Below are 21,913 nucleotides of genomic sequence, written 5' to 3'. Positions count from 1 at the left end.
CAGCGGCGCCAGCGCCCCCGGCTTCGGCGGCATGCTGGCGCAGGTCGCGGGGGCCGCGGCGCAGGCCGCCAGCGGCGGCGATGCCACGGCCCCGGTCGCCGCACTGGCGGCGCTGGCGACCGCCACCGACAAGAGCGCCGACAGCGGCAGCGATGTGGCCAGCACCGGCACCGATCCGATCAACCTGCTGGCCACGGCCGGGATCCACGCGCCGGCGCGCAGCGCCGACACCGCCGCGCCGTTCACCGGCTCGCCGACCCCGACCCCGAACCTGCACGGCGACAACTTCGACGACGAACTCGGCGCGCGCATGAGCTGGCTGGCGGACCAGAAGATCGGCCACGCGCACATCAAGCTCAGCCCGGCCGACCTGGGCCCGGTCGAGGTGCGCCTGCATCTGAACGGCGACCAGGTCAACGCCAGCTTCAGCAGCGCCCAGCCCGAAGTGCGCCAGGCGCTGGAGAACAGCCTGCCGCGGCTGCGCGACATGCTCGGCCAGCACGGCTTCCAGCTCGGCCAGGCCGACGTCGGCCAGCAGCAACAGCAGGCCTCGCAGAACGCCCGCCAAGGCAGCGGGTCGAACGCCGGCAATGCCGGCGGCGGCGTTGGCGACGAGCTGCTGGGCAACGTCGGGATTCCGTCGGTGGTGCTGCGCCAGCGCGGCCTGCTCGACGCCTACGCCTAAGCCGACCGCAGCATCGCGGCGGCCTCGGCCGCAACCGCTGCCTGTGGGAGGGGCGTCAGCCCCGACGCGGGTCGCCGATCAAGCCCGTCGGGGTTGAACTCCGTCCCACAAAAAGCCGCATCCATCGGCCGTCGCGGCCACCGTCAAATATCCGGCGAGTCCATCCCGCCGTTTCGGCACGCCGATTGCATCCTTAGGGGCAGAGTCCCCCCTTAAGGAGCCCATCCGTGGCAGCAGCAGCCGACAAATCCAAGAAATCCGCCGACGCCAAGGATGCCAAAGAGGCCCCGGAGGGCGGCAAGTCGAAGAAGAAGCTGCTGATCATCGTCATCGCCGCGGTGCTGGTGCTGGGCGGCGGCGGCGCCGGCGCCTGGTTCTTCCTGAAGAAGCCCGATGCCGCCCATGGCAAGGCCGCGGCCAAGACCGCAGAACTTCCCAAGCCGGCGCAGTACTTCGCGATGGACCCGGCGTTCGTGGTCAATCTCAACGGCAGCCCCGACGAGGGCCCGCACTACCTGCAGATGGAAGTGCAGCTGATGACCCGCGACCCGGAAGAGCTGAAGCTGATCACCGAGAACGCGCCGGCGATCCGCGCGCACCTGCTGATGCTGTTCTCGCAGGTGCAGGCGCAGGACATCGCCGACATCGCCGGGCGCAAGAAGCTGCAGGCCGCGGCGCTGGCCGACGCGCAGAAGCTGATGACCGCCGAGACCGGCAAGAAGTGCGTGGAAGACCTGCTGTTCACCAGCTTCGTGACCCAGTAAGGCGCCGCCGCGATGACCGACCTGCTTTCCCAAGACGAGATCGATGCGCTATTGCATGGCGTCGATGCCGGTGCGGTGGACACCGGGCCGGCGCCGCCGGCGCCCGGCGAAGCGCGCCAGTACGATTTCTCCAGCCAGGACCGGATCATCCGCGGGCGCATGCCGACCCTGGAGATGGTCAACGAGCGCTTCGCGCGGCTGTGGCGGATCGGCCTGTTCAACCTGATCCGGCGCTCGGCCGACCTGTCGGTGCGCGGTATCGACCTGATCAAGTTCAACGACTACATGCACTCGCTGTACGTGCCGAGCAACCTGAACCTGATCAAGTTCAAGCCGCTGCGCGGCACCGGCCTGATCGTGTTCGAACCGACCCTGGTGTTCACCGTGGTCGACAACTTCTTCGGCGGCGACGGCCGCTACCCCACCCGCATCGAAGGCCGCGAATTCACCCCGACCGAGATGCGGGTGATCCAGCTGATGCTCAAGCAGACCTTCGCCGACCTGCACGAGGCCTGGGCGCCGGTGATGGAGGTGGAGTTCGAGTACCTCAACTCCGAGGTCAACCCGCACTTCGCCAACATCGTCACCCCGCGCGAGTACGTGGTGGTCAGCCGCTTCCACGTGGAGCTGGAAGGCGGCGGCGGCGAGATCCACATCACCCTGCCGTACTCGATGCTGGAGCCGATCCGCGAACTGCTCGACGCCGGCATCCAGAGCGACCGCGTGGACCGCGACGAGAGCTGGAACATCATGCTGCGCGAGCAGCTCAACACCGCCGAGGTCACCATCTCCAGCGTGCTGGCGCAGAAGCAGATGACCCTGCGCGAGCTGACCCGGCTGAAGATCGGCGACGTGCTGCCGATCGAGCTGCCCAAGCAAGTGCCGCTGTGCGTGGAGAACATTCCGGTGTTCACCGGCGAGTTCGGCATTTCCCGCGGCCAGAACGCCGTGAAGATCACTTCGACCCAACCCCCGGGCGCGCTGCGCCGCCGCCCCGCCCTTCAGGAAGACGCGTCATGAGCCAGAACGAAATCCCCGAGCCGGTCCCGACCCAGTTCGACAGCCTGCAACCGGAAACCGGCAGCGACGGCAACGAGCTGAATCTGGACATGATCCTGGACGTGCCGGTGACGCTGTCGCTGGAAGTCGGGCGCAACCGCATTCCGATCCGCAACCTGCTGCAGCTCAACCAGGGCTCGGTGGTGGAACTGGAGCGCGGCGCCGGCGAGCCGCTGGACGTGTACGTCAACGGCACCCTGATCGCGCACGGCGAGGTGGTGACGATCAACGACCGCTTCGGGGTGCGCCTGACCGACGTGGTCAGCCCCAGCGAACGCATCCGGAGACTGCGGTGAGCCTATTGCTCGCGGCCGCCACCCAGGCGGCCAAATCGGCCTCGGGCGTCGGCAGCGCCGCGCCCTCGCCGCCCAGCCTGATCGGCGCGGTGTTCGCGCTGCTGCTGGTGCTGGGGCTGATCCTGGGCATGGCCTGGGTGCTCAAGCGCCTGCCCGGCAGCGGCTTCCGCCCGGCCGAGGGCCTGCGCGTGGTGGCCAGCCTGGCCGTCGGCGCCAAGGAGCGCGTGGTGGTGGTCGAGGTCAACGGCGAGCAGTTGCTGCTGGGCGTGTCGCCGGGCGGGGTACGCACCTTGCATCGCCTGCCCGAGCCGCTGCCGCAAGCGCCGGCGCCGTCGCTGCCGAACCTCAAGCAGCTCAAGAACCTCCCCGATTTCGCCCAGCTGCTGGCGCAGAAGCTGCGCAAGGACAAATGATCATGTTGCCTCGTTGGAACCGTTATGCGCGCGGCCTGCGCCTGCTGCTGATCCTGCTGACGCTGAGCCTGCTGCCGGCGCTGGGCTGGGCCCAGGCCGCGCCGACCGCGCCGGCCGCGCCGGCCGCGCAGAACGCCGCCCCGACCCTGCCCTCGCTGCCGGAAGTGAACGTCGGCAAGGTCGGCGCGCAGCCGGTGAGCCTGCCGCTGCAGACCCTGCTGCTGATGACCGCGATCACCCTGCTGCCGTCGATGCTGCTGGTGCTGACCGCGTTCACCCGCATCACCATCGTGCTCGGCCTGCTGCGCCAGGCGATGGGCACCGGGCAGACCCCGTCCAACCAGGTGCTGATGGGCCTGGCGCTGTTCCTGACCGCGCTGGTGATGATGCCGGTGTGGGAAAAGGCCTGGGGCCAGGGCATGAGCCCCTACCTCAACGGCCAGCTCGACTTCCAGACCGCCTGGACCCTGACCACCCAGCCGCTGCGCGCGTTCATGCTGGCGCAGATCCGCGAGGCCGACCTGATGACCTTCGCCGGCATGGCCGGCAACGGCACCTACAGCAGCCCCGACGCGATCCCGTTCCCGGTGCTGGTGGCCTCGTTCGTGACCTCGGAGCTGAAGACCGCGTTCGAGATCGGCTTCCTGATCTTCATCCCGTTCGTGATCATCGACCTGGTGGTGGCCAGCGTGCTGATGTCGATGGGCATGATGATGATGTCGCCGATGCTGGTCTCGGCGCCGTTCAAGATCCTGCTGTTCGTGCTGGTCGACGGCTGGGTGCTGACCGTCGGCACCCTCGCCGCCAGCTTCAACGGAGTCTGAGCCGATGAGTCCCGAATTGGCCCTGACCGAATTGCGCGGCGGCCTGATCACCGTGTTGTGGGTGGCCGGCCCGTTGCTGCTGTCGATGCTGGTGGTGGGCGTGGTGATCGGCGTGTTCCAGGCCGCCACCCAGCTCAACGAACCGACCATCGCCTTCATCGCCAAGGTCATCACCCTGACCGCGATGTTGTTCGCCACCGGCAGCATGCTGCTGGCGCACCTGGTCGAATACACCACCATGCTGTTCCAGCGCATTCCGCATCTGATCGGCTAGCGGGCCGCCAGCGCCATGGACTCCGCAACGCAAATGGTCATCGATGGCCAGCAGGCCTTCGCGATGGTCGGGGCGATCCTGTGGACCATGCTGCGCATCGGCGCGATGCTGATGGCGATGCCGCTGGTCGGCACCCGCGCGGTGCCGGCGCGGGTGCGGGTGATGCTGGCGGCGACGCTGGCGATGGCGCTGGCGCCGCTGCTGCCGCCGGTGCCGGACTGGAACGGCTTCGACGCCGCGGTGGTGCTGAGCGTGGCGCGCGAACTGGCGGTGGGCGCGAGCATGGGCTTCATGCTGCGGCTGATCTTCGAGGCCGGCGCGCTGGCCGGCGAACTGGTCTCGCAGAGCACCGGCCTGGGCTTCGCGCAGATGGCCGATCCGCTGCGCGGGGTCACCTCCGGGGTGATCGGGCAATGGTTCTACCTGGCCTTCGGCCTGCTGTTCTTCACCGCCAACGGCCACCTGGCCGTGGTGCAGCTGCTGGTGGACAGCTACAAGGCGCTGCCGATCGGCAATGCGCTGCCGGATGCGCAGGCGATGGCCTCGGTGGCGCCGGATTTCTTCATGAGCATGATGCGCGGCGCGGTGACCCTGGCGCTGCCGGTGATGGTGGCGATGCTGGCGGTGAACCTGGCGTTCGGCGCGCTGGCCAAGGCCGCGCCGGCGCTGAATCCGATCCAGCTCGGCCTGCCGGTAGCGGTGGTGATCGGCCTGGCGCTGCTGGCGGTGCTGGTCGGCGAGATGGGGCCGCCGGTGCAGCGCCTGTTCGATGCCGCCTTTGACGCCGCCCGGCAGGTCACCGCCTAGACTACGCGGGCGCAGGCGCGCTGCCGGGCCTTGCGCATTCAAGCCCCGTGCGGCTGCGCCGATATCCTTTCCAACGGTGTTGCGCGTGCAGCACTTACCGCCGCGCAGCGCCTTCCGGGGACGCCAGTCATCGCCGTGCCGAACAGCCACCCGCCGCTGTCGCCCTCCCCGTCGCGCGGCATCGCATGGCGGCTCGCCGCCCTGCTCGCGCTATGCGCCTGCATCGGCGCCGCCCCGGCGCAGGAATACAGTTTCCGCGACTACGCGCAGGCCGACGGCCTGCAGGGCCTGAGCATCAATTGCCTGTACGCCGATCGGCACGGCGTGGTCTGGGCCTGCACCGAACTGGGCCTGCACCGCTACGAGCGCGAACGCTTCGAACAGGTCGGCACCGATGCCGGCTTCGGCAGTCCGCTGGTCTATTCGATCGCCGAGGATCGCCGGCAACGCATGTGGGTCGGCGCGTCCAATGCGCTGTACGTCGGCGACGGGCGCCGCTTCGCCGCCGTGCCCGGCGCCGACGGGCGCCGCCTGCGGATCGACCAGGGGCAATCGCTGGCGGCGTTCGGCGACGCCATCGTGGCGCTGAGCGGCAAACAGCCGCTGCGGATCGCCGCTGGCGCCGCTGGCGGCTGGCAGGTCGCGCCGCTGCGCACCGCCGACGGTGCGCCCCTGGCCGAGATCTCCAGCGTCACCGCGATCGGCGAGGCGCTGTGGCTGGGCTGCGGCCGCCAGCTGTGCCGGCTGGATGCGCAAGGCCGCCTGCAGCGGCTCGGCCGCGCCGACGGCGTGCCCGACGACAGCTGGCTGGCGCTGCTGCGCGACCGCAACGGCACGCTGTGGGCGCGCGGCATCCACCACGTGCTGGCCTGGCCCGCCGGCGCGGCGGGCTTCGCCGAGCGGCCGCCGCCGCCGGGCAGCAGCCTGTCGACCATGGCGGTGGGCATCAACCTGGTCGAGGACGCCGCTGGCCGCGTACTGACCCGCAGCGACACCGGCCTGCTGCGCTGGGAAGGCGGGCATTGGCGCGCGTTCGAGCGTGCGCAGGGCCTGGGCGCGCTGGCGGCCAACATTTCCCCGATGCTCAGCGATCGCCAAGGCCGCCTGTGGATGGGCACCCGCGGCCGCGGCGTGCAGCGCTGGCTGGGCTACGGGCTGATCCAGCATTGGGAGGAACCGCAGGGACTGGCGACCGGGCCGACCTGGTCGATCCTGCGCAGCCGCGGCGACGGCCGCCTGTACGTGGGCAGCGAAATGGGCGCCAACGTGCTCGACGCCGACAGCGGGCGCATGCTGCCGCTGACCGACCGCGACGGGCAGGCGTTGCGGCAGACGGTGCAACTGATCGATGCCGCCGACGGCAGCCTGTGGCTGGGCCAGTCGTCCGGGCGGGTGCTGCAGCTGGATCGCGGCAGCGGACGCATGCTGGAGCGGACCAAGGTGCTGTCGGCGCTGAGATGGATGTTCTTCGACGACGCCGGCACGCTGTGGCTGTTGACCACCCGCGGCATGTTCCTGCTGCCGCCGGGCGAATCCAGCGCACGGCCGGCGCGCGACGTGCCGCGCGACCAGTTCGTCGGCGGCGGCTACGATGCGCGCCGCCGCTTCTGGCTGGTCGGCAAGAACGGCCTGTACCTGCGCCAGGCGCAGGGCTGGCAGTCGATCCGGCTGCGCGGCGCCGCGCTGCCGGATGCGGAACTGGACAAGTTCAGCATCGACGCCAGCGACGAAGCCTTGCTGTCGTTCGACGATGTCGGGATCTGGCGCGGGCGCTTCGACCCGCGCAGCGCCAGCCTGTCGCTGCGCAAGGTGGACGACCCGCTGCTGGCGCGGATCGTGCCCTACGTGCTGCGCCAGGACCGGCAGCAACGGTTGTGGGTCGGCAGCAGCCAGGGCCTGGATTTGTGGTCGGGCGGGCGCTGGATCCGGGTCACCCAGGCCGATGGACTGCTGTGGGACGACACCTCCGAATCGGCGTTCTTCGAGGACAGCGACGGCTCGGTGTGGATCGGCAACAGCAAGGGCGTCAGCCAGATCCTGGACCCGGCGCGGCTGTTCGCCGTGCGGCCACTGCAGCTGCGCTTGCTGCGCGCCACCCGCGCCGGCAAACCGGTCACCGCCGGCGCACAGCTGCCGTGGTCGCAGCAGCCGATCGAGTTCGCCTTCTCGGCCCCCGGCGCGGTCGGCGGCAGCGACAGCATCGGCTTCCGCTACCACCTCGAGGGCCTGCAGGAGCAATGGGCCGGCACCCAGCAGGCGCATCTCAGCTACACCCTGCTCTCGCCCGGCCGCTACGCGCTGGAGGTGCAGGCGCTGGACGAACGCCAGCGCACCCGCAGCAACCTGGTGCGCCTGGAATTCTCGATCATGCCGCCGTGGTGGCGCAGCCCGCTGGCATGGATGGCGTACCTGCTGGCGGCGGCATTGCTGCTGACCGTGGTCTGGCGCTGGCGGGTGAAGCAGTTGCTGGTGCGCGAGCGCACCCTGGCGCGCCTGGTCGCCGAGCGCACCCAGGAACTGGAGCACGACAAGCGCGAACTGGAGCAGGCGCGTGCCACGCTGGCGCTGAAGTCGGTGCGCGACGACCTCACCGGCCTGCTCAACCGCGTCGGCATCCTCGACGCGCTGGCGGTGCAGATCCAGCGCTGCCAGGACGACGGCAGCCCGTTGGCGGTGGCGATGATCGATCTGGACCACTTCAAGCAGATCAACGACCAGCACGGCCATCTGATCGGCGATGCGGTGCTGGCGCGGGTCGGGCGGCGCATGAACGCCAACCTGCGCGGTGCCGACCTGATCGGCCGCTACGGCGGCGAGGAACTGCTGGCGGTGCTGCCGGGCCTGTCGCCGCCGGCGCAGAGCCGGCTGCGCGCCCTGCACCAGGTGATCGGCGCCACCCCGTTCCTCACCGATGCCGGCCTGCTCGAGGTCACCGCCTCGATCGGCGTGGCCTGGTACCGCGAGGGCGAGTCGGTGCAACAGTTGCTCAGCCGCGCCGACGACGCGCTGTACCGGGCCAAGCATGGCGGCCGCAACCGGATCGAATTGCATCTGGACCCGGCCCTGGGAGCCAGCGTGCCGCGCTGAGCGGCGCCGGCTCAAGCCCAGCCGCGGCGCGGCCGATAACAGACAGCGAGCGACGCGCCGCGCGCGCAGCGCCACGGCCGCCGACCGCTGCGACCACGGCACGCAACGGTCGCGCTCCTTCTCCACTTCTTGCCCGGTGCCGCACGCGATGTCGGATTTCCTGCCAGCCCCCGCCGATGACTGCCGCGGCACACGCGGCGGCTGAGGGGCCCGGCATGCGCGCGCGCCGGCGCGGCCTGTGGCCGCTGCAGGCCCTGCTGCTGTGGCTGGCCCTGGAACTGCTGTCGGCCGGCGTCGCCCGTGCGCAATCGATTCCGTTGCGCCGCTACGCCCACGACCAGGGCCTGCTCGGCCTGGCCGACACCTGCCTGCTGCAGACCGGCGACGGCAGCCTGTGGGTGTGCACCGAGAGCGGGCTGTACCGCTTCAATGGCCATCGCTTCGAACAGGTGCCGCTGCAGGGGCAGCGCGGCCATTTCATCAGCGCCGCGACCGAGGACGCCGAGCACCGGTTGTGGGTGGCCACCTTCGACGCGCTCTATGTCGGCGACGGCACCCAACTGCGCCGGCTGACCACGCAGGAGACCGGACCGCTGCACAAGAACAAGCTGCGCCTGGCCAGCGCCCCCTGGGGCATGGTGCTGCTCAACGGCCAGCAGGCGCTGCGCGCGGTGCCCGCCAGCGACGGCCGCTGGCGGCTGCGGCCGCTGTTCGACGCGGCGACCCTGGCGCGGCTGCCGCAGCTCGGCAAGCTCGCTGCGGCGCAGAGCGAAGCCGACACGCTGTGGCTGGGCTGCGACCAGGAGCTGTGCCGGGTCGCCGCCGATGGTTCGGTGACGGTCTACGGCCAGGCGCAGGGCCTGCCGCCCGATCGCTGGCGCCATGTCGTGCGCGACCACGACGGCGCGCTGTGGCTGCGCGGCGACCACCACGTGATGCAGTTGCCGGCCGCGGCCGAGCGTTTCGTCGCGCGGCCCCCGCCCGGCGCCGGCCAGCGCCAGGTGGTCGGCCAGGCGCAGATCCTGCTCGATCCGCAGGGGCGCGTGCTGGTCCGCACCGGCCAGGGCCTGGCGCGCTGGGAACATGGCCACTGGCGCCAGTTCGACCGCAGCAACGGCCTGCCCGACGGCGGCATCGTGGTGCTGCTGTTCGACCGCGCCGGCGACCTGTGGATGACGGTGGACGGCGAAGGCGTGGTGCGCTGGAACGGCTACGGCTGGATCGAGAACTGGGACGTCTCGCAAGGCATGAGCACCGCGCCGACCTGGAGCATCCTGCGCAACGGCGACGGCGCGCTGCTGCTCGGCAACGAAGCCGGCATCAACCGCCAACGCCGTCCCGACCAGCGCTTCCAGCCCTGGCTGGCGGATGCCGGGCTGCAGGTCATCAGCCTGCAGATCGCGGCGGACGGATCGCTGTGGAGCCTGGGCTCGCTGGGCGAACTGCGCCACCACGATCGCCACGGCCGCCTGCTGCGCAGCTATCCGCGCCTGGGCGGCTCGATCAGACGGGTGTTCCTGGATGCCGACGGCCGGATCTGGATCCTCGCCGCGGATGGGCTGTACCTGCTGCAGCGGCCGCAGTCCGACGACGTGCCGCAGCGGGTGCAGGCACTGCCCGCCGGCGAGTACTCGGACATCCAGCAGCGCCGCGACGGCACCCTGTGGCTGGCCGGCGCGGCCGGCGTGTTCCGGCTGCGCGGCGACACCTGGACCCCGATCCGGCTGCAGCTGGACGGCAAGCCGGCGCAGCCGTGGGTCAGCAAGCTGCTGATCCAGGAAGACGGCCAGGTCTGGGCCGCGCTGTACAACCCGGGCGTGTGGCAGGGCCGGCTCGACGGCGACACCCTGCAGTTGCGGCCGAGCGCCCAACCCGAGCAGCGCGAACTGCAGATCTACCTGATTCGGCGCACCCGCAACGGCTGGATCTGGATCGGCCACAACCAGGGCGTGGACGTCTACGACGGCCGCCGCTGGTCGCGCCTGACCCAGTCGCAGGGGCTGCTGTGGGACGACATCTCCGAATCGGCGTTCTTCGAGGACCACGACGGCTCTGTGTGGATCGGTACCAGCAAGGGCGTCAGCCATATCCTGGCCCCGCCGCGCCTGTTCCAGGCCAACGCGCCAGGGGTGATGCTGAGCGAATTCAGCCGCGGCGGCCATCCGATCACCGCCGGCGCGCGCCTGCCCTGGAACGAGGAGCCGCTGCACATCGAGGCCGGGTCGCCGGACCTGTACGACGACCGCAACCGGGTTTCGCTGCGCTACCGCTTCGAAGGCGCGCATACGCGCTGGATCTACACGCCCAACTTCGAGATCGAGCATCCGCCGCTGGCGCCGGGCGACTACACGTTCGAACTGCAGTTGCTCGACGCCTACCGGCACAGCGCCTCGGCGCCGGTGCGGGTGGCGTTCTCGGTGGCGCCGGTGTGGTGGCGCAGCCAGACCATGCTGGCGCTGTACGCGCTGCTCGGCGGCGGGCTGGCGATCGCCGCGCTGCATTGGCGCGAGGGCCGCCTGCGCCAGCGCGAGCGCCACCTGGCCGACCTGGTCGCGCTGCGCACCCAGGAACTGGAACACGACAAGCGCGAGCTGGAGATCGCCCGCGCCGCGCTGGCGGTGAAGGCCTCGCACGACTCCCTGACCGGCCTGCTCAACCGCGCCGGCATCCTCGATGCGCTGGCCGCGCAGATGCGGCACAGCCTGGCCGAAGGCTGGCCGCTGGCGGTGGCGATGATCGACCTGGACCACTTCAAGCGCATCAACGACACGCACGGCCACCTGATCGGCGACGCGGTACTGACCAAGGTCGCGCAGCGCCTGAACAGCAATCTGCGCGAATCGGACCTGATCGGCCGCTACGGCGGCGAGGAACTGCTGGGCGTGCTGCCCGGACTGCCGATCCCGTCCCACGAGCGGCTGCAGGACCTGCGCGTGGCGGTCTCCGGGCATCCGCTGCGGGTCGGCACGCAGAACCTGGCGGTCACCGCCTCGATCGGCGTGGCCTGGTACCGGCCGGGCGAGAACCTGCAGCAGTTGCTGGCCCGTGCCGACGAGGCGCTGTACCGGGCCAAGCGCCTGGGACGCAATCGCGTGGAACTGCAGCAGGACTAGGCAGAGGCGCCGCGGCGGAGACGCGACGCGACCGTGCAGCGAACGGTACGGTCCTTGCAGGAGGCTGGGTTGAACCCCCTGCCCGGCACGCCTCACCGTCATGTCCGAAAACGAAGAAGGCACCGAAAAAACCGAACAACCGACCGAAAAACGCCTGCGCGAGGCGCGCGAGCAGGGCAACATCCCGCATTCGCGCGAACTGGCGACAGCGGCGGTGTTCAGCGCCGGCATCTTCGCCCTGATGGGCATGTCCGGCTCGCTGGCGGCCGGCGCGGCGAACTGGATGAAGGGCGCGCTGCGCCCGGATCCGCGCCTGCACGACAACCCGGACGCGCTGTTCGGCCACTTCGGCGAACTGCTGCTGGGGCTGCTGTGGGTGACCCTGCCGCTGGTCGGCATCTGCGTGGCGGCCGGCTTCGTCGCGCCGATCCTGATGGGCAGCCTGCGCTTCTCCGGGGCGGCGCTGATCCCCAAGTTCGAGCGGCTCAACCCGATGGCCGGACTGACCCGGCTGTACGGCCCGGAAAGCCTGGCCGAACTGTTCAAGTCGATGCTGCGCATGGGCTTCGTCGGCGGCGCCGCCGCGCTGTGCATCTCCAACAACGTGGACGGCCTGCGCAGCCTGATGCGGCAACCGCTGGAGACCGCCATCGGCGACGGCCTGGGCTTCACCCTGCACCTGCTGCTGTATACCGCCGGCGCGCTGGCGCTGCTGGCGGCGATCGACGCGCCGTACCAGAAGTGGAACTACACCCGCAAACTGATGATGACCCGCGACGAAGTGCGCCGGGAAATGAAGGAGAGCGAGGGCAGCCCCGAGGTCAAGGGCCGCATCCGGCAGATGCAGATGCAGCTGTCGCAGCGGCGGATGATGGAGGCGGTGCCCAGCGCCGACGTGGTGGTGGTCAACCCCACCCACTACGCGGTGGCGCTGAAGTACGAGAGCGGCCGCATGCGCGCGCCGACCGTGGTCGCCAAGGGCGTGGACGAACTGGCCTTCCGCATCCGCGAGATCGGCGAGCAGCACCGCGTCGCAGTGGTGTCTGCGCCACCTTTGGCACGCGCCTTGTATCGGGAAGGGCAACTCGGCAAGGAAATTCCCGTGAGACTGTATTCGGCGGTGGCCCAGATCCTCTCCTACGTCTACCAGCTGCGCTCCTGGCGCAGCGGGCCGATGCCGCCGTTGCCGCCGTTGGAGGTCGATGAATTCGCCCCGGGGAGCAAGCCGTGAGCCAGCCTGCCGCGCAGATGAACACGCGCAAGATGATGGACATGATCAAGCACGGCCTGGGCGCGCCGGTGATCGTGATGGCGATGCTGGCGATGGTCGTGGTGCCGCTGGCCGCGCCGGTGCTGGATGCGCTGTTCACCTTCAACATCGCGATCTCGCTGATGGTGCTGCTGGCGGTGGTCTACGTGAAGCGGCCGCTGGAGTTCAGCATCTTCCCGATCGTGCTGCTGATGACCACGATGCTGCGCCTGGCGCTGAACGTGGCCTCCACCCGCGTGATCCTGATCAACGGCCAGGACGGCCACGGCGCCGCCGGCAAGGTCATCGAGGCCTTCGGCGAGTTCGTGATCGGCGGCAACTACGCGGTCGGCATCGTGGTGTTCGCGATCCTCACCATCATCAACTTCGTGGTCATCACCAAGGGCGCCGGGCGCGTGTCGGAAGTGACCGCGCGCTTCATCCTCGACGCCATGCCCGGCAAGCAGATGGCGATCGACGCCGACCTCAACGCCGGCCTGCTGACCCGCGAGGAAGCCAAGGCCCGGCGCGAGGAGGTGCGCGAGGAAGCGGACTTCTACGGTTCGATGGACGGCGCCAGCAAGTTCATCCGCGGCGACGCCATCGCCGGCATCCTGATCCTGTTCATCAACCTGATCGGCGGCATGGCGGTCGGCGTCCTGCAGCACGGCATGCCGGTGGCGCAGGCCGCGTCCACCTACACCCTGCTGTCGATCGGCGACGGCCTGGTGGCGCAGCTGCCGGCGCTGCTGGTGTCCTCGGCGGTGGCGATGCTGGTCACCCGCGCCTCGCGCTCGCAGGACATGGGCGCCTCGATGATGGGCCAGGTGTTCGGCCAGCACAAAGCGCTGGCGGTGGCCGCGGCGATCATGGGCCTGGTCGGCCTGGTCCCGGGCATGCCCAACGTCGCTTTCTTGACGCTGGCGCTGATCCTGGGCCTGCTGGCCTGGAAGATGTGGAAGCGCAGCCTGCTGCCGGAAGAAGCCAAGCCGGATCCGGCGCAGCAGGCGGCCAGCGCCGGCGCGCAGGCCAACGCCGAACTGGGCTGGGACGAACTGCGCCCGATCGATCCGCTGGGCCTGGAGGTCGGCTACCGGCTGATCCCGCTGGTGGACAAGGCCCAGGGCGGCGAGCTGATGGCACGGATCAAGGGCGTGCGCCGCAAGCTGACCCAGGACATCGGCTTCCTGATCCCGCCGGTGCACATCCGCGACAACCTGGAGCTGCCGGCCAACGCCTACCGCCTGCTGGTGCACGGGGTGCCGGTGGCCACCGCCGACATCCACCCCGATCGCGAACTGGCGCTGGACCCGGGCGGCGCGCTGGGCAAGATCGACGGCATCGCCGGCAAGGACCCCGCGTTCGGCCTGGACGCGATCTGGATCCAGCCGCACCAGCGCGCCCAGGCCGAGACCATGGGCTACACCGTGGTCGACCCGGCCACCGTGATCGCCACCCACCTGTCGCACCTGATCCGCGAGCACGCCCCGGAACTGCTCGGCCACGAAGAGGTGCAGCAGCTGCTGGCCACCCTGGCCAAGAGCGCGCCGAAGCTGGTCGAGGACCTCACGCCGAAGGCGCTGCCGCTGTCGGTGGTGGTGCGCGTGCTGCAGAACCTGCTGATCGAGAAGATCCCGGTGCGGCAGCTGCGCAAGATCGTCGAGGCGCTGGTCGAGCACGCCCCGCAGAGTCAGGAACCCGGCGCGTTGACCGCGGCGGTGCGCAATGCGCTGGGCCGTTTCATCGTCCAGGAAATCGCCGGAATGTCGGCGGAGCTGCCGGTGTTCACCCTGGCCCCGCAATTGGAACGTGTCTTGCAAGACTCTACCCAAGGCAACGGTGCCGCGCTGGAACCCGGCCTGGCCGAGCGACTGCACCAGAGCCTAGCCGAATGCGTCAGCAAGCAGGAAGCCCGCAACGAACCGGCGGTGGTGCTGGTCCCGGCGCAAGTCCGCGCCGCGCTGGCCAGGCTGGTCCGCCACAGCGTCCCCTCGCTGTCGGTGCTGTCCTACAGCGAGGTACCGGAAGACAAGCGGCTGAAGCTGGTCGGGACGATCAGCTGACAGGCAGGGATTGGTGATTTGGGATCGGGATTCGCAACAGCGGGTCCCGCGAGCGGAGAGAGACAGCAGTGAAACGATCGAAGACAACCAGAGCAAGGCGACCGGATGCCAGCCGCGCAATGGCGGCATCCGCGACCAATCCCCAATCCCCACTCCCGAATCCCGGTTTCCACCCATGAAGATCAAACGCTTCGTAGCCCCCGACATGCGCACCGCGTTCCGCATGGTCCGCGACGAGCACGGTCCGGATGCGGTGATCCTGTCCAACCGGCGCACCGACGAGGGCATCGAGATCGTCGCCGCCAGCAACTACGACGAAGCCCTGGTGCAGCAGGCGCTGGACGCGGCGCGTCCGGAAGAGGCGGCGCCGCGGCTGCAGGTGTCGGCCGCCAATCCGGCGCCGCGTGCGGCCAAGGCCGCCGCCAACCCGGCGATGGCGATGATGGCCGCGATCAGCGAGCGCCGCGCGCCGGCCGCGGCCATGGCCGGCGCCGGCAGCAGCGCGAGCGTGGCGCAGGCCGCGCCGGCGCGGCCGCTGACCCAGCCCGCCGCGATCGCCGCTTCGGCGATGCCCGGCGGCACCGCGCCGGCGCCGAGCCGCCCCGCCGCCGCGCCGCGGGCCCCTGCCCCGGCCCAGCCAGCCGCCCCCTTCGCCGAATTCCGCATTCCCGAGGACGTGTTCCGCAACGCACCGATCAGCGTGCCGATGCCCAGCCCGTTCGCCGCCCCGGCCGCCGCTGCCAGCGCCGCCGCGATCGCCGCCGACGTGCCGGCCTGGCTCGAGGACATCGCCGCCGTGTCGCTGACCCCGGCCGCCGCGCCGAGCGCCGCGAACGTGGTGCCGCTGCCGGCCGCGGCGCCGGCGGCCAGCGCCGGGATCCCGGCGGCGCCGACGCTGGCGCCGGTGGCGAGCTTCCCCGGCGTGCAGAACGACGAACAATTGACTCAGCTGCGCGACGAACTGGCGCTGATGCGGCAGATGATCGAGCGCGAGATGAACCGGCTCACCGACGAACGCCTGCGCGGCTCGCCGGTGCGCGCCCAGGCGCTGGAGCTGATGGACGACTACGGCTTCGACAGCGGCCTGACCCGCGACGTGGTGATGCAGATCCCCGCCGACCTGGAGCTGCACCGCGGCCGCGGGCTGATGCTGGGGCTGCTGTCCAAGCGCCTGCCGATCGCCCCGCTGGACCCGATCGAGGAAGGCGGCGTGATCGCCCTGATCGGCCCCACCGGCGCCGGCAAGACCACCACCATCGCCAAGCTGGCCTCGCGCTTCCTGGAGCGCCACGCCGCCCGCGACGTGGCCCTGGTCACCACCGACACCATCCGCGTCGGCGGCCGCGAACAGCTGCACAGCTACGGCCGCCAGCTCGGCATCGCCGTGCACGAGGCCGACAGCGACGCCGCCCTGCAGCAGCTGCTGGAGCGCCTGCGCGACTACAAGCTGGTGCTGATCGACACCGCCGGCATGGGCCAGCGCGACCGCGCCCTGGCCGCACAGCTGCACTGGCTGCGCGCCTCGCGAGTGGTCCGGTCCTTGCTAGTACTCCCTGCCAACGCTCATTTCTCCGACCTGGACGAGGTGGTGCGCCGGTTTGCCGGCGCCGATCCGCAGGGGGTGATCTTGACCAAGCTGGATGAAACCGGGCGGTTTGGCAGTGCCCTGTCGGTGGTCGCGGACCACCGGCTTCCCATCACCTGGGTGACCGATGGTCAGCGCGTGCCGGACGACCTGCACCGCGCCAACGCCGCCAGCCTGGTATTGCGCCTTGAAGATTTGCGGCGCGCTGCCGATAAGCCCTGTACTCCGGAGCAGAACCATGCCGTCGCGTGATTACGCCAATCTGACCAATGCCTTCCCCCTGTCGGCAACGCGCAGCGAACCGCTCGGCCCGGTGCGCACGATCGCCGTGACCGGCGGCAAGGGCGGCGTCGGCAAGACCAACATCTCGGTCAACCTGTCGATGGCGCTGGCCGACATGGGCAAGCGCACCCTGCTGCTGGACGCCGACCTCGGCCTGGCCAACGTCGACGTGCTGCTCGGGCTGACCCCCAAGTTCACCCTGGCCGACCTGGTCGCCGGGCGCTGCACCCTGGAAGAGGTGCTGATCGACATGCCCAACGGGCTGATGGTGGTGCCCGCCGCCTCCGGTCGCCGGCACATGGCCGAGCTGCCGCCGGCCCAGCACGTCGGCCTGGTCAACGTGTTCTCCGAGCTCAAGCGCGAGCTGGACGTGATGATCATCGACACCGCCGCCGGCATCACCGACAGCGTGCTGACCTTCTGCCAGGCCGCGCAGGACGCGGTGGTGGTGGTCTGCGACGAGCCGGCCTCGATCACCGACGCCTACGCGCTGATCAAGGTGCTGTCGCGCGAACGCGGCGTGGACCGGGTGCAGATCGTCGCCAACATGGTCCGCGACCTCAACGAAGGCCGCCTGCTGTACGACAAGCTGAGCCGGGTGTGCGAGAAGTTCCTCGGCGACGTGTCGCTGAACTACCTGGGCTGCGTGCCGCAGGACGACTGGCTGCGCCTGGCGGTGCAGCGCCAGCAGCCGGTGGTCAAGGCCTACCCGTCCAGCCCGTCGGCGCAGGCGATCGCCGAGATCGCCCGCCGCACCTCGCGCTGGCAGGCGCCGACCGTGCCGCGCGGCAACGTCGAGTTCTTCGTCGAACGGATCATCCAGCGGGGGGTCGCCGCATGAACGCCGCCGCCCAGTACCGCGCCGTGCAGCGCAACAGTTCCAACGACTACATCGCCCAGCATTCGGACCTGGTGCGGCGCATCGCCCACCACCTGGCGGCGCGGCTGCCGGCCAGCGTCGAGATCGACGACCTGATCCAGGCCGGCATGATCGGCCTGATCGAGGCCTCGCGCAGCTACGACGCCGACCAGGGCGCCTCGTTCGAGACCTACGCCTCGATCCGCATCCGCGGCTCGATGATCGACGAGATCCGCCGCGGCGACTGGGTGCCGCGTTCGGTGCACCGCCGCGCCCGCGACGCCGCCTCGGCGATCCGCAAGATCGAGCAGAGCACCGGCCGCGCCGCCGCCGCCAACGAAGTGGCCGCGGCGATGGACATGCCGCTTCCCGAATACCTGCGATTGATGGAAGATGCCGCGCGCGGCCAGGTGCTGAGCCTGGAGTCGCGGGTCGAAGACCACGGCGAACTGGACACCATCGCCAAGGGCGGGCCCAATCCGCAGCAGATGCTGGAGCGCAGCGAGTTCGGGCGCGAACTGGGCAAGGCGATCGCGCAGCTGCCCGAGCGCGAGCAGCTGGTACTGTCGCTGTACTACGAACAAGAATTGAACTTGAAGGAAATCGGCGCGGTGCTCGGTGTCAGCGAGTCGCGCGTCTGCCAGATCCACGGCCAGGCCACGGTACGCTTGCGCGGACGCTTGAAAGCGTTCGAAGCGGCGGACGCCGGCCTGGAAGACGAAGAATAAGACCCAAGGGAGTTAGCGGTGAACAAGAACATGCGGATTTTGATCGTGGACGATTTCTCGACGATGCGGCGCATCGTCAAGAATCTGCTCGGCGATCTGGGCTTCACCAACACTGCAGAGGCCGAAGACGGCAACAGTGCGCTGGCGGCACTGCGCTCGGCACCGTTCGAGTTCGTGGTCACCGACTGGAACATGCCCGGCATGACCGGCATCGACCTGCTGCGCAACATCCGTGCCGACGACAAGCTCAAGCACCTGCCGGTGCTGATGGTGACCGCCGAGGCCAAGCGCGAGCAGATCATCGAGGCGGCGCAGTGCGGCGTGAACGGCTACATCATCAAGCCGTTCACCGCGCAGACGCTGCAGGAGAAGCTGGGCAAGATCTTCGAACGCCTGGGAGCGACCGCCTGATGCAAGCCACCGCCGAACGCAGCGCCCTGATCGAACGCCTGCAAGGTGCGCTGGACGCACTGGAGCGCGGCGACGAAACCGCCTGGCGCAAGGAAATCGACACGCTCGCCGCGTGGCGCACGCGGCCGATGATGCAGGGCCTGAGCCGGCTGGCGCGCGACCTGGGCCAGGCGCTCGGCGAGCTGCCCACCATTCCCTCCGAAGCCGGCGAGCTGGACGACGCCTGCTCGCGCCTGGACCACGTGGTGGCGATGACCGAACAGGCCAGCCACCGCACCCTGGACCTGGCCGAGGAATGCCGCGCGCTGGCCGACCAGCTGCGCGCCGGCGGCCTGACCGGCGACCAGGGCGAGATCCTCGACAAGATCCGCCACAACCTCACCGAGATGGCCCTGGCGCAGAGCTTCCAGGACCTGACCGGGCAGATCATCCGCCGCGTGGCGACCATCGTGCGCCGCGTGCACGAGGGCTTCGGCGCGCTCGGCCTGCCGCCGAAGGAAGACAAGAAGCCCGACGGCAGCCTGGCCGGCCCGGCGCTGGCCGGGCTGGACCGCCACGGCGTGTCGCAGAACGACGCCGACGACCTGCTGTCCGGACTGGGGCTGTAATCCGATGAGCGCCGTGCCCGACGACATCGCTGCCGACTTCATCATCGAGGCCCAGGAAATCCTGGACCGGCTCGGCGAGCAGTTGGTGTCGCTGGAGCAGGCGCCCGAGGACAGCGACCAGCTCAACGCGGTGTTCCGCGGTTTCCACACGCTCAAGGGCGGCGCCGGGTTCCTGGCGATCACCCCGATGGTCGAGCTGTGCCACGCCGCCGAGGACACCCTGGGCCAGGCCCGTGCCGGCCAGGCCACCCTGCAGGCGCGGCACTTCGACGCCGCGCAGCAGTCGCTGGACTACCTGCAATCGATGCTCGACGCGTTCGGCAGCGGCAACGAACCGCCGCGCGCGCCGCAACAGCTGATCGCGCAGTTCGCCACCAGCGGCGAAGAGACCGCCGCGCCCAGCGCCAAGGCCGCCGTCGCCGCGCCGCCGCCCGCCGCAGGCGGCAACGGCGACATGATCGACGACGACGAATTCGAAGCGTTGCTCGACCAGTTGCACGGCGGTGCCGCGCCGGCCGCGCTGCCGGTGCCGGCCGCCGCGCCGCGGCCGGCGCCCAGCGCCAAGCCCGCCGCTGCGCCCGGCAAGGCCGCCGAACCCGAACACACCGTGCGCGTGGACACCAAGCGCCTGGATGCGATCGTCAACCTGATCGGCGAACTGGTGCTGTCGCGCAACCGGCTCAAGACCCTGCGCGTGCGCCTGCGCGACGAAGAACTGGACCGCGCGGTCAGCAGCCTGGACATCGCCACCTCGCGCCTGCAATCGGCGGTGATGCGCACCCGCATGCAGCCGGTCGGCAAGGTGTTCTCGCGCTTCCCCAAGGTCGCGCGCGACGTCGCCCGCTCCCTGAACAAGGAAGTGGACCTGGAACTGATCGGCGCCGACACCGAACTGGACCGCAATCTGGTCGAGGCGCTGGCCGATCCGCTGGTGCACCTGGTGCGCAACGCGATCGATCACGGCATCGAGACGCCGGCGCTGCGCGAAGCCACCGGCAAGCCGCGCGGCGGCCACGTGCGCCTGTCGGCGCAGCAGGAAGGCGACTACGTCAGCATCGAAGTGCAGGACGACGGCGCCGGCATCGACCCCGAACGCCTGCGGCAGAAGGCGCGCGAAAAGGGCCTGATCGATCCGGAGGCCGCCGCGCGGCTGACCACCGAGGAATGCCTGCACCTGGTGTTCCTGCCCGGTTTCTCGACCAAGTCCGAAGTCACCGACATCTCCGGCCGCGGCGTCGGCATGGACGTGGTGCAGTCGCGCATCCGCGAACTCAGCGGGCAGATCCAGATCCAGTCCGAACTGGGCCGCGGCAGCCGCTTCCTGATCCGCGTGCCGCTGACCCTGGCGATCCTGCCGACCCTGCTGGTGCAGGCCGGCGACACCGTCTATGCGCTGCCGCTGGCGCGTGTGGTGGAAGTGCTGCACGCGCCGCGCCGCGCGCTGGGCTGGTTCGACGGCCGCGCCGTGCTCGACCGGCAATCGCACACCTTGCCGCTGGTGGACCTGCGTCACTGGTTGAACATCGAAGCGCCGGAACTGCCGCTGCTGACCGTGGTGGTGCTGCAGGCCGGCGAATCGCGCATGGGCCTGGTCGTGGACCAGGTCCGCGGCCGCGAGGAAGTGGTGATCAAGCCGCTGCCGCGCGCACTGCGCGGCCTGCCCGGCTACGCCGGCGCGACCCTGATCGGCGATGGCCGGCTGGCGTTGATCCTGGATGTGGACGGGTTGAAGAGCTGATAGAGCCGGGATTGGGGAGTCGGGATTGGGGATTTGAAGGCGGTCCCGGTGCGGATCGCCGGCGGGCGATCCGATGCCCAAAGTGTCATCGACCTGCCGGTAAGTTCAACGTCGGTTTCCCGCCGCGCGCTCCTGTAGGAGCGGCTTCAGCCGCGACGCCTTACCGGTAACGCCTCGCGGCTGAAGCCGCTCCTGCAGGGTGCCGCGCGCGCGCCGATCCGCGGCTCGACAGCCGACGGCCTGGCGCCTCGAATCCCCACTCCGGACTCCCCAATCCCGGCCGTCCCATCAAGTCCCTCCCCTAGCTGCCGATAGTTTCTGCATGGACAAACTCAGTCTCATTGGCTTGCTGTTGGCGATCGCCTCGCTGGTCGGCGGCAGCATCCTCAAGGGCGCCGGCGTGTCGGCGCTGTGGTCGCCGGCCGCGTTCGTGATCGTGATCGTGGGCACCGTCGCCGCGATCCTGGTGCATACCCCGCCGGCGGTGTTCAAGCGCGCGTTCCAGATCGCCAAGTGGATCCTGCATCCGCCGGCCAGCGATCGCCAGGCGCTGCTGCAGCAGATCGTGGAGTGGAGCAACATCGCCCGCCGCCAGGGCCTGCTCGGCCTGGAGAACCAGGTGCAGCAGCAGCACGACCCGTTCGTGCGCAAGGGCCTGCAGATGCTGGTCGACGGGGTGGAGCCGGAATCGATCCGGCACATGCTGGAAATCGACCTGGACGGCCAGGAACACTGCGACCTGGCCGCGGCCAAGGTGTTCGAAGGCATGGGCATCTATGCGCCGACGCTGGGCATCATCGGCGCGGTGCTGGGGCTGATCGCGGTGATGAAGAACCTCGCCGACCCGAGCAAGCTCGGCCACGGCATCGCCGCCGCGTTCACCGCCACCATCTACGGCATCGCCTCGGCCAACCTGCTGTTCCTGCCGATGGCCAGCAAGCTCAAGAGCGTGATCAAGCACAGCAGCGGCGAGCGCGAAATGATCATCGAAGGGCTCATCGCCATCGCCCAGGGCGAGAACCCGCGCAACATCGAATCGAAGCTGGCCGGCTTCTTGCATTGACCCGA

General features: G+C 70.0%; 19 protein-coding genes. All 19 read left to right on the top strand.

The features are described 5' to 3' along the window. Positions 1–685, top strand: a 685-nt coding sequence (locus tag H9658_RS20630) for a flagellar hook-length control protein FliK (protein WP_191826761.1), incomplete at its 5' end; no start/stop codon positions are given. 227 nt (positions 686–912) lie between these two features. Further along, complete coding sequence (locus tag H9658_RS20625; protein WP_179564508.1) at positions 913–1,449, top strand: flagellar basal body-associated FliL family protein; 537 nt, start codon at positions 913–915, stop codon at positions 1,447–1,449. Positions 1,450–1,461: 12 nt separating this feature from the next. Next, positions 1,462–2,469, top strand: a complete 1,008-nt coding sequence (gene fliM, locus H9658_RS20620) for a flagellar motor switch protein FliM (RefSeq protein ID WP_179564506.1) — start codon at positions 1,462–1,464, stop codon at positions 2,467–2,469. Next, positions 2,466–2,804, top strand: coding sequence for a flagellar motor switch protein FliN (gene fliN, locus H9658_RS20615; protein WP_179564504.1), 339 nt, complete (start codon positions 2,466–2,468; stop codon positions 2,802–2,804). Before fliM ends, fliN begins: the two co-directional genes overlap by 4 nt. Further along, positions 2,801–3,217: a flagellar biosynthetic protein FliO gene (gene fliO / locus H9658_RS20610; protein ID WP_191826760.1), complete on the top strand. Its 417-nt coding sequence runs from the start codon at positions 2,801–2,803 to the stop codon at positions 3,215–3,217. Before fliN ends, fliO begins: the two co-directional genes overlap by 4 nt. A gap of 2 nt (positions 3,218–3,219) precedes the next feature. After that, complete coding sequence (gene fliP, locus H9658_RS20605; RefSeq protein WP_179564500.1) at positions 3,220–4,041, top strand: flagellar type III secretion system pore protein FliP; 822 nt, start codon at positions 3,220–3,222, stop codon at positions 4,039–4,041. Positions 4,042–4,045: 4 nt separating this feature from the next. Then, the gene (locus H9658_RS20600) at positions 4,046–4,315 is read left to right on the top strand and encodes a flagellar biosynthetic protein FliQ (protein WP_145708136.1); all 270 of its coding nucleotides are present in this window, start codon (positions 4,046–4,048) and stop codon (positions 4,313–4,315) included. A gap of 15 nt (positions 4,316–4,330) precedes the next feature. Then, the gene (gene fliR / locus H9658_RS20595; RefSeq protein ID WP_179564498.1) at positions 4,331–5,122 is read left to right on the top strand and encodes a flagellar biosynthetic protein FliR; all 792 of its coding nucleotides are present in this window, start codon (positions 4,331–4,333) and stop codon (positions 5,120–5,122) included. A gap of 135 nt (positions 5,123–5,257) precedes the next feature. Continuing rightward, entirely contained in the window at positions 5,258–8,209 is a 2,952-nt protein-coding gene (locus tag H9658_RS20590; protein ID WP_318241497.1) for a ligand-binding sensor domain-containing diguanylate cyclase, read from the top strand. Between the two features lie 215 nt (positions 8,210–8,424). Continuing rightward, on the top strand, positions 8,425–11,322 hold the full coding sequence (locus H9658_RS20585; RefSeq protein WP_225210150.1) for a ligand-binding sensor domain-containing diguanylate cyclase: 2,898 nt from the start codon (positions 8,425–8,427) through the stop codon (positions 11,320–11,322). Between the two features lie 100 nt (positions 11,323–11,422). Continuing rightward, positions 11,423–12,553 carry a flagellar biosynthesis protein FlhB gene (gene flhB / locus H9658_RS20580; RefSeq protein ID WP_179564494.1) on the top strand — a complete coding sequence of 377 codons (1,131 nt, stop codon included), beginning with the start codon at positions 11,423–11,425 and terminating at the stop codon, positions 12,551–12,553. Between the two features lie 17 nt (positions 12,554–12,570). Beyond that, entirely contained in the window at positions 12,571–14,634 is a 2,064-nt protein-coding gene (gene flhA, locus H9658_RS20575; protein ID WP_179565589.1) for a flagellar biosynthesis protein FlhA, read from the top strand. A gap of 175 nt (positions 14,635–14,809) precedes the next feature. Continuing rightward, the gene (gene flhF, locus H9658_RS20570) at positions 14,810–16,471 is read left to right on the top strand and encodes a flagellar biosynthesis protein FlhF (RefSeq protein WP_191826758.1); all 1,662 of its coding nucleotides are present in this window, start codon (positions 14,810–14,812) and stop codon (positions 16,469–16,471) included. Further along, positions 16,458–17,342 (top strand): MinD/ParA family ATP-binding protein, encoded by an 885-nt coding sequence (locus H9658_RS20565; RefSeq protein WP_179564490.1) that lies wholly within the window; start codon positions 16,458–16,460, stop codon positions 17,340–17,342. The genes flhF and H9658_RS20565 overlap by 14 nt, the downstream gene beginning before the upstream one ends. After that, the gene (locus tag H9658_RS20560; RefSeq protein ID WP_179564488.1) at positions 17,339–18,088 is read left to right on the top strand and encodes an RNA polymerase sigma factor FliA; all 750 of its coding nucleotides are present in this window, start codon (positions 17,339–17,341) and stop codon (positions 18,086–18,088) included. Before H9658_RS20565 ends, H9658_RS20560 begins: the two co-directional genes overlap by 4 nt. Before the next feature lie 18 nt (positions 18,089–18,106). Continuing rightward, entirely contained in the window at positions 18,107–18,499 is a 393-nt protein-coding gene (cheY, locus tag H9658_RS20555) for a chemotaxis response regulator CheY (protein WP_010341542.1), read from the top strand. Continuing rightward, a complete protein-coding gene (locus H9658_RS20550) occupies positions 18,499–19,107 on the top strand; it encodes a protein phosphatase CheZ (protein ID WP_179564486.1) in 609 nt (202 codons plus the stop codon). The genes cheY and H9658_RS20550 overlap by 1 nt, the downstream gene beginning before the upstream one ends. Before the next feature lie 4 nt (positions 19,108–19,111). Beyond that, a complete protein-coding gene (locus tag H9658_RS20545; protein WP_179564484.1) occupies positions 19,112–20,845 on the top strand; it encodes a chemotaxis protein CheA in 1,734 nt (577 codons plus the stop codon). 322 nt (positions 20,846–21,167) lie between these two features. After that, positions 21,168–21,908: a flagellar motor protein gene (locus tag H9658_RS20540; protein ID WP_179564482.1), complete on the top strand. Its 741-nt coding sequence runs from the start codon at positions 21,168–21,170 to the stop codon at positions 21,906–21,908. Positions 21,909–21,913 lie beyond the last annotated feature (5 nt).

This window comes from Xanthomonas bonasiae, assembly GCF_014836395.1.
Classification (GTDB): domain Bacteria; phylum Pseudomonadota; class Gammaproteobacteria; order Xanthomonadales; family Xanthomonadaceae; genus Xanthomonas_A; species Xanthomonas_A bonasiae.
Note: the sequence above shows the minus strand (reverse complement) of the source record. Positions and strands in the feature narration are given on the sequence as shown.